The organism is Sphingomonas sp. FG14, from assembly GCF_057809675.1.
Genome location: NZ_JBMDKK010000006.1, coordinates 1 through 11724 on the forward strand (window position 1 = coordinate 1; position 11724 = coordinate 11724).

The window sequence follows — 11724 nt, forward strand, 5'->3', positions numbered from 1 at the left end:
GTCGCCCTCGCTGCCACCGTTATCTTCTGGCTGTGATCAACGAGTCCTGACCCTAACAGCAAAAAACTATGTGGATTACGAATCCACTGCAGCCTCGCTGATGCGGCCTTCCCGGTCTGACATACCATCTGGCCGCGTCACACCGGGCCAATCCCACGAAAGCGCGTTCATACGCTCGGTTAGCACCAAAGCTAATGCGACTTCATCCCGTTCGCCTATCATGCCCGCATGCTTCAACGAGCCTTGCAGCGTTGCACCAGCCATCGACATCAAATGCATTTTGCGGGTGTGTTTCCGCAATTTTTCCCGCTTCTGATCAAGTCCATCACCTCCCATCCCGTCCATGATCGATAATCCGGTCACATGAGAAGAAACACCGGATAGGTGGCGGTGCTGAAAATACAACTGTGGTATACGTCCTATATCAGCTAGTACTTTCCAATCGAGACGTGTCGCCTTGCAACCTTCTGGCAGCCCATTTTGCAACCTCCGAAGAACCTCTTCTGTACTGCGAACCATATTTTCAACACCATCGGCACGGTACATTTTAATCTGACTCTGGAGCGTGGCCGCAGCATCCTGCTTCATCAGAAGTACGAATTCGTCCCTCATCTCATACAAAGCCGATATGCAAATTGCCGTCTCGATACCTGAACGAAGCAAAATATCTGACTCCACTCGAAAGTCATTTTTCCATAACAGTGTGAAGCCTTGATTGTTGCTCCACAGGCGCTTAAACAGCGCACAGCAGAACATCTCAGGATCGGTATTTAGACCTTCCCTACCGACAGATTTAGACCAAAGCGTCTCCGCGAGCCTAGAAATATCGTCATATAGCGCCAATTCTGCGCGCGTAGGCGTCAAATCTTCATTGCCAGCCATAACAGAATCCCGTCGTATCATTGCGAGTCCGCCGCCTTAAGTCGGTCCGCGCAGCTTCTGCAGATGGGGCGAACCCAACCATACGCAGCAAAGGCCATAACCGTGCTGCTCGTCCCGTGGTCCAGCGGAAGGCGGACTCACAGGACCGAATCGCTTTTCCCACCCAAAGGCGACCCACGTGGGTCCCACGCCCCCACCCAGCGGAATGGGTTTTCCGCAGGTCGGCCTGATTCTACCAGCTTAGAAGGCTTAAAACAGGTGGTGCCGCTTAGGTGACTCGAACACCTGACCCTCGCATTACGAATGCGATGCTCTACCGGCTGAGCTAAAGCGGCCCACTGCAAATGCCCGCGCCGGTGCGTGGGCGGGGTGGCGCTTAGCAGCGCTTCGGGTGTTGCACAAGCATCGAATGCCGCCCTTGCGCGAGATTTCGCGGTGGCGGACTTTACCATTCCTCAACCATATGGGTGCACTGATGGCTGATGGGCGACATGCCCCGGAGCGCGGAATGGATAGCATGCGGGCAATCGACGAGCAGGATGTGTTCGACCGCGATCGTGCGGACGAAGGATCCGCCGACATGTCCGTCGCGATCGGAACCGACGAGCGGCGCATGCATGTGCGCGCCTATAATCACTGGGCGTCGCTGCTCGATGGCCGCCCCTTTCCGCTGATTTCCGATCTCCAGCCCGCCGATCTCGAGGATTTCGGCCCGCACAGCGTGCTGCTGGATTTCACCGCCGATCCCGAGAACCCGTCGATCGCCTATCTCGGCCGCAAGCTGCAGGACGAATGCGGATTCGATCAGACGATCAACGTGGCCGACATTCCGAGTCGTTCGCTGCTGTCGCGGCTGACCGATCATTATCTGGAGATCATCGCCAACCGCGCGCCGATCGGCTTCGAGGCCGAGTTCGTCAATGTGCGCGGATCGAACACGCTCTATCGCGGCATCCTGATGCCCTATTCGTCCAGCGGCGAGGCGATCGACTTCATCTATGGCGTGATCAACTGGAAGGAAGTCGCGCGCACCGATCTGGAGGACGAGCTGGTCCTGGAGATGGATCAGGCGATCCGCACCACCCCGCGCACCGCGACCGCGCCCGTCCCCGTCTGGGCCGATGGCCCCAGCGGCGAGACGATCGACGAGGATGAGGACGCGGCGGACGAAGGCACGATCGCGCTGTCCGAGGATGACGGGCTGGCCGACTGGCTGGACGCGGCACGCGAAGGCGCCGTCGCCTTTCGCGGCGCCGATGCGCGCAGCCGCGCCGCACTCTATCGCGCGCTCAGCCTCTGCTATGATTTCGCGCTCGTCGCCGAGCGACGCGCCGAGGAATATGCCGAACTGCTCGAGGACGCGGGCGTGAGCGCGCAGGCGCGCGCGCCGATGACGCCGATCGTCAAGCTCGTCTTCGGCGTCAATTACGACAAGGGTCGCCTGACCGAATTCGCCGCGGCGCTCAGCCATGGCCGCCGGCTCGACCTGGGCGTCGGCGAGCTCCGCGCCTTCCTGGAAGGCGCCAAGGGCGGGCTGAAGGCGATCGTCAAGGCCGAGCGCGCATTGCGCACCCCGGCCAGGCCCAGGACGGACCGCGCCGAGGCCAGCCGCGTCCGGCTGCGCGACGTCGCGCCCAAGGGCATCGTCACCATCGATACGGGCGATGCGGAGTTCGTGCTGCTGATCGGCCGCCGCGTCGCCGACGGCACCGTCGGCGTGCTCGGCGCCGTCGAGGATGGCGACATGCTGGACCGCGCGATCCGCAAGGCGGCCAAAACCGATCTGTAAGAGCCTGTTCGGAAAATGCGCCGATGGCGCGTTGCCACACAATCCCAAACGGACGCAAAGCGCCTCCACGGGCTTGAGATCACGTTCGTCCGATCGCCCGCTCCTTTTGTCGAAACCCGGCGAGTCAAGCCGGTTTTAGTCCGTTTTGAGTGCCCGTTATGGGTTGAGATCGCCGCCGCTTAGGCGCATAGACGCGTAATAATATTGCGCGGAACCACCGCGCTACTTGCAGGCGGAGTAACATGACGGACTCGATCGAAGTGCGACCCAGCGCGCTCGCGAAACCCTTTCACGCGCCCATCGCGGCGGCACTTGTCGACGGCGCATTGCCTGGGGAAATCCAGAACTTCGGAAAATCGGCGCGGGCGGCGGCCGCCGCGTTCGTCGCGGAAACCGCATGGCAGCGCCGCCCCGAGACTCCGGCGATCGCGCTCGAGTCGATCGGTGCTGAGGAAGAAGGCGGGCTGCGCCGGATGCGGCTGGCGGTGATCAATCGCGACAAGCCGTTCCTGGTCGATTCGATCGCCGGCGCGATCGCATCGTTCGGCCTCGCCATCGAACGGCTGCTCCACCCCGTCGTGCCCGTCGCGCGCGACAAGGATGGCAAGCTGGTCGCCGTCGGCAAGAAGGCGGGCAAGGATGCCGCGCTCGAATCGCTCGTCTATGTCGAGATCGAGCGCGCCGACGCCAAGGATCGCCGCGCGCTGGTCGCCGCGATTCGCGAAACGCTGGGCGATGTGCGCGCCGCCGTGCGCGATTGGCCCAGGATGCAGGTGGCGCTGCGCAATGATGCGGAGGCGCTGGGCGATACCGAGGGCGCCGCGCTGCTGCGCTGGTTCCTCGACGGCAATTTCACCCAGCTCGGCCACCAGATCCGCCTGAACGACGGCACGATCGAATCGTCGCTCGGCATCGCGTGCACCGACGGCGCGCCGATCCTGGCCGACGCCTCGCTCGACCTCGCGCGCAAATGGCTGGCGACGAAGGGCAACAAGGCGCCGCTCATCGTCAAGTCGAACCGGATTTCGTCGGTCCATCGCCGCGCGCCGCTCGACGTGCTGATCGCGCCCGTCGTGCGCGACCGCAAGACCGTGGGCCTCTCCATTCATAGCGGCCTGTGGACCAGCGCCGCGCTCGCGGCGGCCCCCGGCAAGGTGCCGGTGCTGCGCGAGGGCCTGGCGCATATCCAGGACAAATACGGGTTCAGCGCGACTGGCCATGCCGGCAAGGCGCTGGCGCATGCGCTGTCCGAATTGCCGCACGACCTGCTGATCAGCTTCACGCTGGAACAGCTTGAGGAAACCGCGCTCACCGCGATGTCGCTGGAGGATCGCCCGCGTCCGGCGCTGATGCTGCAGAAAAGCCCGCTCGGTCGTCACCTGTTCGCGCTGGTCTGGCTGCCGCGCGACGATGTGTCGACCGCGCGCCGCGTCGCCATCGGCACCATGCTGGAGGAAGCGGCCAACGCCACGGTGCTGAGCTGGGCGATGGAGCTGGACGACGCCAATGTCGCGCTCATCCGCTATGCGCTCGACCTGCGCGACGGCGGCGCCATGCCCGACAGCGCCGCGCTAGACCGGCGGCTGGTGCAGATGGTGCGCGGCTGGCTGCCTGGCGTCGAGGCGGCGCTGGGCGAGCTCGGCGAGGGGCAGCGCGGCGCTGCCCGCCTGGCGCTGCGCTACGCCAATGCCTTCCCCAACGGCTATCGCAACGCCTATGGCCCGGAAGAAGGCGCCCGCGATATCGCACGGCTGGGGACATTGACCGATCAGGGCGATCGCGGCGCGCGGCTGTTCCGCCGCGAAGGCGATACGCCCAACCAGCTTCGCCTGAAGATCTATCACGCCGGCGGGCTGATCCCGCTGTCCGACGCGGTGCCCGCGCTCGAACATTTCGGCTTCCGCGTGCTGGAGGAGATCCCGACCGCGCTCGACGGCGGCAAGCTCGGCTATATCCACGACTTCCTGCTGGAAACGACCGCCGATCCCGATGACCTGCTCGCGCGCGCCGACGTGATCGAAACCACGATCTCCGCGGTGCTCGAGGGGCGCGCGGAAAATGACTCGTTCAACCAGCTCATCACGACGGTGGCGCTCGATCCGAAATCGGTCGTGCTGTTCCGCGCCTGGTTCCGCTATCTGCGCCAGACCGGCTTCGCCTATGGCCTCGACACCTTCACCGCAGCGATCCGCCGCGCGCCGACGGTGGGGCGCCGGATCATCGAGCTGTTCCATGCGCTGCACGATCCGGCGAACAAGGGTGACGCCGACGCCGCCGAAGCCGCGATCGACAGCGCGCTCGCCAAGGTGACGGCGATCGACGACGACCGCATCCTTCGCCGTATCCGCGCGCTGGTGGCGGCGACGCTGCGCACCAACGCCTTTTCGCCCGCCGCCGCCGAGGCGCTGGCGTTCAAGCTGGACAGCGCCGCGATCCCCGGCCTGCCGGCGCCGCGCCCCTGGCGCGAGATCTGGGTCTATTCGCCGCGCGTGGAGGGCATCCATCTGCGCGGCGGGCCGATCGCGCGCGGCGGCCTGCGCTGGTCCGACCGGCGCGACGATTTCCGCACCGAGATCCTGGGCCTGATGAAGGCGCAGCTCGTCAAGAACGCGGTGATCGTGCCGACGGGCGCCAAGGGCGGCTTCTATCCCAAGCAGCTTCCCAGCCCCGCCGTGGATCGCGACGCCTGGCTTGCCGAGGGCACCGAAAGCTATCGGATCTTCATCCGATCGCTGTTGTCGGTCACCGACAATATCGTCGAGGACAAGGTGGTCCATCCGCAGAGCGTGGTCGTGCGCGACGGCGAGGATCCCTATTTCGTCGTCGCCGCCGACAAGGGCACCGCGACATTCTCCGACGTCGCCAACGCCATCGCGCTTGATCGCAATTTCTGGCTGGGCGACGCCTTCGCATCGGGCGGCAGCCAGGGGTACGACCATAAGGCGATGGGCATCACCGCCAAGGGCGCCTGGGTCTCGGTCCAGCGGCATTTCGCCGAAATGGGCATCGACGTGCAGAGCGATCCGGTGACGGTGGCCGGCTGTGGCGACATGTCGGGCGACGTGTTCGGCAATGGCATGCTGCTGTCGAAGTCGCTGAAGATCGTGGCGGCGTTCGACCATCGCCACATCTTCCTCGATCCCAATCCCGATCCGGCGGCAAGCTGGGCGGAGCGCGACCGCATGTTCAAGCTGCCGCGCTCGTCCTGGGCGGATTATGACGCCAAGCTGATCTCGAAGGGCGGCGGCGTCTTCCCCCGCACACAGAAGGAGATTCCGCTCAGCAAGGAGATCCAGGCGGTGCTGGGCATCAGCGCCAAGAAGATCGATCCATCGTCACTGATCTCCGCGATCCTGACCGCGCCGATCGACCTGTTCTGGTTCGGCGGCATCGGCACCTATGTGAAGTCGCGCGACGAGAGTAATGCCGAGGTCGGCGATCCGGCGAACGACGCGCACCGCGTCAATGGCGGCGACATGCGCTGCCGCGTCGTCGGCGAAGGCGCAAACCTGGGCGTCACCCAGGCGGGCCGCATCGAATTCTCCGAACGCGGCGGCCGCATCAACACCGACTTCATCGACAATTCGGCGGGCGTCGATTGCTCGGATAACGAGGTGAACATCAAGATCCCGCTCAACCGCGAGATGCGCGAAGGGCGGCTGTCATTCGAGGATCGCAACGCCTTCCTCGCCAGCATGACCGACGAGGTGGCGGGCCTGGTGCTGGAGGACAATCGTTTCCAGACGCTGGCGCTCTCGATCGCCGAGCGCGGCGGCGCCGCCGTGCTGCCGCAGCAGGTGCGCGTGCTCGAGATCCTCGAAAGCTCGGGCCGGATCGATCGCGAAGTCGAAGGGCTGGAAAGCTCGGACGATCTGCTGCGCCGCGCGCAGGACGATCGCGGCCTCACCCGGCCGGAACTCGCCATCCTCTTGAGCCACGGCAAGCTGGCGCTGCAGCACGCGATCGAGAAGAGTGCGGTGCCGCAGGATCCGGCATTGACGCCGCTGCTCCACCAGTCCTTCCCCAAAGCGATGCGGAAGCGTTTCGCCAAGGCGATCGACGCGCACCGGCTGCGTTCGGAAATCATCGCGACGGAGATGGCGAACCGTTTCGTCAATCGCATGGGACTGGTCGCACCGTTCGAACTCGCCGAGGAGGAAGGCGCGCCGCTCTCGCAGGTGGCGATGGCCTATTTCGCGGCGGACGCGATGTTCGGCCTGCAATCGCTCTGGGACGCGATCGAGGCCGCGCCGGTGAACGAAGTCGCCCGGCTCGAACTGCTCGTCGCGGCGGCGGCGGCGGCCCGCCTCCATGTCAGCGACCTGTTGCGCGCGACGCGGCAGGATTCGCTGGTCGGCGAGACCGCCGAGCGCCTGGGCCCCGGCGTCGCCCGGCTCGATCGCCAGACCGACAAGCTGCTGCGCGCGGAGGCGAAGAGCCAGGCCAGCGCCTTGCGGGCCCGGCTCGAAACGCTCGACGCGCCGGCGGCGATCGTCGATCGCATCGTCCGGCTCGACGAACTCGACGGCGCGGTCGGCATCGCCGATTTCAGCCGCGCGCGCGGCTTCGACGAGATCGACGCGACCAAGGCCTATGTGCGGCTGGGCGAAGCGCTGGGGCTCGACTGGGCGAAGGCCGCCGCGCTGCGCTGCGCGACCGCCGATCCCTGGGAGAAGCTGCTCGCCGCCGGCCTGGCCCGCGATTTCGAGCAGTTGCGCATGGATTTCCTGACGCGCACCGAGGGCAATGATCCGCAGGCCGCGACCGAGGCATGGCTGGAGGCACAGACCGCGCGCATCGCGCAGTTTCGCGCGCTGATCGACCGCGCCCGCACAGCCCCGGCGCCGACCACGGCGATGCTGGCGCAGATCGCGAACCAGGCACGGATCCTGCTCGCACGGTAACTCCGCTTCCCCCTTTGTCATTCCCGCGTTCGCGGGAATGACAAGGAAGGGCGTTTTGGCGCCTGCGGATCAGGCACCTCGCGCCTAAGCCTGAAGCCAGCCCCGCAGCAGCGTGCTGGTTTCGGCGGGCGCTTCCATCGCCGGCAGATGGCCGCAGCCTTCGAACAGGTGCAGCCTGGCGCCGGCGATGCCCGCATGGATTTCGCGTGACGCGGCGGGCGGGGTCAGCCGGTCGCCATCGCCCACCCCCACGATCGTCGGCACCGCGATGGCGGCGAGCGTCGGCCGGCTGTCCGGCCGGGTCAGGATCGCCTGTTGCTGGCGGAGAAAGGCGTCACGACCGACCCGCTGCGCCATCGCGGTCACCGCTTCGCCCACCGGCCCCTCGACATGCCCGGGGTGGACAAGCTGCGGCAGCAACCGTGCGGTGACGCCCATGAACTTGCCGATCCTGAGCGATTCCATCGCGCCGCGCCGTTCGGCCGCGCGCGCCGCATCGTCGGGCGCGGCGCTCGTCGCGAGCAGCGCGAGCCGGGTCACCCGCTCCGGCGCCTGACGCATGATCTCGAACGCGACATAGCCGCCCATGGAGAGCGCCACGAGCGAGAAGCGCGGGGGCGCCGCCGCCAGCGTCCGCGCCGCCATCGCCGCTACACTGTCGTCCAGCGTGAGATCGGCGACCATCGGCGCCGCGACATCCGCGAGATCGTCGATCTGCGCCCGCCACAATGTGGCGTCGCACAACAGCCCCGGCAGGAACAGGACAGGCGTCAGCATGATGCCGGCCATGGCATGGTGGCCCCAATCTTGCGACACTTTTCGATATTGTAAATGCGAATCGTTCTCGATATGCGACTCGCATCATTCATTGCAGGAACGACGCGGCGCCGATGCCCGAACCGACGCCGACACGAACGCCGCCAAAGCGCAGCCGCAAGGCATTCTGGCTGAAGCAGCTTCACACCTGGCACTGGATGAGTTCGGCGATCAGCCTGATCGGCCTGTTGCTGTTCACGATCACCGGCTTCACGCTCAATCACGCCGCAGAGATCGAGGGCACGCCCGTGGTGAGCGAAGGCAGCGGCCAGCTCCCCGCCCCGCTGCTCCCGCAGATCGCGCCCGACGACAAGCCCGATGCAAAGAAACCGCTGCCGCCGGCGGTCGCCAAATGGGTGGGGCAGACCTTCTCGGTCAAACCGGGCGGCGTCGCCGAATGGTCCGCCGACGAAATCTATCTGGCGCTTCCCCGACCCGGCGGCGACGGCTGGGTCGCGATCGACCGCGCGACCGGCGCCGCGACCAGCGAGAAGACCGACCGGGGCTGGATCTCGTACCTCAACGATCTCCACAAGGGCCGCAATTCGGGCACCGCGTGGAAATGGTTCATCGACATTTTCGCCTTCGCCTGTCTCGTCTTCGCGCTGACCGGCCTGTTCCTGCTTCAGCTCCACGCCGCCAAGCGCCGGAGCACCTGGCCGCTCGTCGGCCTGGGCCTCGCCATCCCGGCCGCCATCGCGGTCGTCTTCATCCACTAGGAGCCACGAACATGCAGCTTTCCCACCGCATCGTGCTGACCGGCGCCACGCTGGGCGTGGGCGTAGTCGGGGCGTTCGCAGCCCCCGCCGCCGCGCAGACCATGGACGTCACCGTCACCATTCCGCGCCTGACCGTGGCGGAATATCACCGCCCCTATGTGGCGATGTGGATCGAGCCCGCGGCCGGCGCAGCGCGCACCATCGCGGTCTGGTACGATTTCGACATGAAGAACAACGAGGGCACCAAATGGCTGCGCGACGTGCGCCAATGGTGGCGCGCCTCGGGACGGACCATGCAGTTGCCCGCCGACGGCATCACCGGCGCGACGCGCGCGCCGGGCGCGCAGAAGATCAGCTTCACCGCCGGTCGCGGACCGCTCGGCACGCTGGCGCCGGGCCAGTACACGCTGGTGGTGGAGGCCGCGCGCGAAGTGGGCGGCCGCGAACTGCTCCGCCTGCCCTTCGCCTGGCCACCCAAGCCCGGCCAGACCGCCCGCGCCGCCGGAACCACCGAGCTCGGCGCCGTCACCGTCGCCTTTCGTCGTTAAGCCACCATCATCGATCTGGGAGAATGACCATGAAAACCCGTATCGCACGCATTCTCGCCGGCGCGGCGCTCGCCGCCGCGCTCGTCTCTCCTGCCGCCGCGCATCGCCAGTGGATGATGCCCTCGGCCACCGTCCTTTCGGGCGATGATGTCTGGGTGACGGTCGACGCCGCCGTCTCCAACGACCTGTTCTATTTCGAGCATCAGCCGATGCGCACCAACAACGTGAAGGCCTGGGCGCCCGACGGCAGCGAGGTGAAGATCGAGAACGCGTCCACCGCGCGCTATCGCAGCACCTTCGACGTGCATCTGCTTCAGAAGGGCACGTACAAGATCGCCTCGGTCAGCGATTCCGTGATGGGCAGCTATACGCTCAACGGCAAGACCGAACGGCTGCCGCGCGGCACGACCACCGAAAATCTCGCACAGGCGATCCCGGCGGGCGCGACCAATGTCCAGACGGCGGAAAGCAGCAACCGCAACGAGATCTTCGTGACCGTCGGCGCGCCGAGCGACACCGCGCTCAAGCCGACGGGCAAGGGCATCGAGCTGGTGCCCGTCACCCATCCCAACGATCTGATCGCGGGCGAGGCGGCGACCTTCCAGTTCCTGCTCGATGGCAAGCCGGCCGCGAGCCTGCCCGTCACCATCATTCCCGGCGGCATCCGCTATCGCGACAAGCTCAACCAGATCGACCTGAAGACCGGCGCGGACGGCAAGGTGACGATCACCTGGCCCGAACCCGGCATGTACTGGCTCAACGTCAGCACCGGCGGCGGCCGGGGCGAAGGCCCGGGAGGGCCGGGTGGCCCCGGCGGTCCGGGCGCGGGTGAAGGCGGCCAGCCGTCGGCGCCCCCGGCCGCACCCGCCGGCCCGCCGCAGCGCCGCGCCGGCTATGTGACGACGCTGGAAGTGCTCGCGCCCTGACCGTCCAGCCGCGGATCCTGATACCCCGCGCGCTTTCTCCGGCCGCGTTCGCCACGCGCGACGCGGCCGGAACCGTTGTTGCGCTGAGCGGCCGCACCATGGGCACGAGTTGGTCGGTGCGCGCGGTCGCCCCGCCCGTCGGCATGGCGCGCGATATCCAGACGGTGCTCGATCAGGTGGTCGCGCAGATGAGCAACTGGGAAGCGCGTTCGGACATCAGCCGCTTCAACCGCGCGGCGCCGGGTGACTGGCGGATGCTTCCGCCCGAATTCGCGACCGTGCTCCATGCCGCGCTGGCCGTCGCGCGCGCCAGCGATGGCGCGTTCGACCCGGCGATCGGAACGCTGGTCGACCTCTGGGGCTTCGGACCGGCCGGCCCGGTTCCCCGGCCGCCCCACGATGCGGCGGTGGCGGAAGCGCTCGGCCAGTCCGGCCATCAATGGATCGAGCTCGACATGCTCGGCCTGCGCGCACGCCGCACCCGCCGGGCCGCGCTCGATTTTTCAGGCATCGCCAAGGGCTATGGCGTCGATCGCGTCGCAGACCTGCTGCGCTCGCGCGGCGTGCGCCATTTCCTCGTCGAGGTCGGCGGCGAACTGCTCGGCGCGGGGCTGAAGCCCGACGGCCAGCCCTGGTGGATCGACCTGGAAGCGCCGCCGGGCACCAGCTTCCCGCCCGTCCGCGTCGCGCTGCATGAGCTGGCGATCGCGACTTCGGGCGATTATCGCCGCTGGCACGAACATGCCGGCCGCCGTTACGCGCACAGCATCGATCCGGCGACCGGCCGCCCCTCCACCAACGGCGTGCGGTCGGTGACGGTGCTTCACCCGAGCTGCATGCATGCCGATGCCTGGGCGACGGCCCTCACCATCGCCGGCCCCGATGCCGGCCTGGCCATGGCCGAGGCGCAGGACCTGCCCGCGCTGATCCTGAGCGACGCCGGAGAGGCGATGTCCCCGGCAATGCGGGAGATGCTGGACTGAATGTGGCGAGAGCGAAGCACAGAGGCCTTGCACGCCCGGCTTCCGGATAACGCGGGCGCCCAACCGTTCGGGCTAAGCCTGTCGAAGCCCTGCCTTTCTACTTCGAGCCCAAGGAAGAGCAGGGCTTCGACAGGCTCAGCCCGAACGGATCTGGTGA

The 11724-nt window shown here is 66.8% G+C and carries 8 protein-coding genes and 1 tRNA gene; 6 read left to right on the top strand and 3 right to left on the bottom strand.

The window, feature by feature from the left end; all coding sequences use genetic code 11:
- Nucleotides 1-75 precede the first annotated feature (75 nt).
- Nucleotides 76-882, bottom strand: coding sequence for a hypothetical protein (locus tag ACODTA_RS17730; protein WP_489067305.1), 807 nt, complete (start codon nucleotides 880-882; stop codon nucleotides 76-78).
- Nucleotides 883-1141: 259 nt separating this feature from the next.
- Nucleotides 1142-1217: transfer RNA gene (locus tag ACODTA_RS17735), tRNA-Thr, on the bottom strand.
- 173 nt (nucleotides 1218-1390) lie between these two features.
- Between ACODTA_RS17735 and ACODTA_RS17740 the strand changes: the two genes are divergently transcribed.
- Together ACODTA_RS17740 and ACODTA_RS17745 are read left to right on the top strand one after the other, a co-directional pair.
- Complete coding sequence (locus ACODTA_RS17740) at nucleotides 1391-2671, top strand: PAS domain-containing protein (protein WP_489067306.1); 1281 nt, start codon at nucleotides 1391-1393, stop codon at nucleotides 2669-2671.
- Nucleotides 2672-2913: 242 nt separating this feature from the next.
- Complete coding sequence (locus tag ACODTA_RS17745; protein WP_489067307.1) at nucleotides 2914-7575, top strand: NAD-glutamate dehydrogenase; 4662 nt, start codon at nucleotides 2914-2916, stop codon at nucleotides 7573-7575.
- A gap of 84 nt (nucleotides 7576-7659) precedes the next feature.
- Here the strand turns inward: ACODTA_RS17745 and ACODTA_RS17750 are convergent, their stop codons facing one another.
- Nucleotides 7660-8364, bottom strand: coding sequence for an alpha/beta fold hydrolase (locus ACODTA_RS17750; RefSeq protein ID WP_489067308.1), 705 nt, complete (start codon nucleotides 8362-8364; stop codon nucleotides 7660-7662).
- A 101-nt stretch (nucleotides 8365-8465) separates the two neighbouring features.
- Here ACODTA_RS17750 and ACODTA_RS17755 point away from each other — a divergent pair, with 101 nt between their 5' ends.
- The 4 genes from ACODTA_RS17755 to ACODTA_RS17770 all read left to right on the top strand — a co-directional run bounded on the left by ACODTA_RS17755 (nucleotide 8466) and on the right by ACODTA_RS17770 (nucleotide 11567).
- Nucleotides 8466-9110, top strand: coding sequence for a PepSY-associated TM helix domain-containing protein (locus ACODTA_RS17755; protein WP_489067309.1), 645 nt, complete (start codon nucleotides 8466-8468; stop codon nucleotides 9108-9110).
- Nucleotides 9111-9121: 11 nt separating this feature from the next.
- Nucleotides 9122-9658 (top strand): DUF2271 domain-containing protein, encoded by a 537-nt coding sequence (locus ACODTA_RS17760; RefSeq protein ID WP_489067310.1) that lies wholly within the window; start codon nucleotides 9122-9124, stop codon nucleotides 9656-9658.
- A gap of 29 nt (nucleotides 9659-9687) precedes the next feature.
- Nucleotides 9688-10584, top strand: a complete 897-nt coding sequence (locus tag ACODTA_RS17765; RefSeq protein WP_489067311.1) for a DUF4198 domain-containing protein — start codon at nucleotides 9688-9690, stop codon at nucleotides 10582-10584.
- A 98-nt stretch (nucleotides 10585-10682) separates the two neighbouring features.
- Complete coding sequence (locus ACODTA_RS17770; protein WP_489067312.1) at nucleotides 10683-11567, top strand: FAD:protein FMN transferase; 885 nt, start codon at nucleotides 10683-10685, stop codon at nucleotides 11565-11567.
- Nucleotides 11568-11724: the final 157 nt, after the last annotated feature.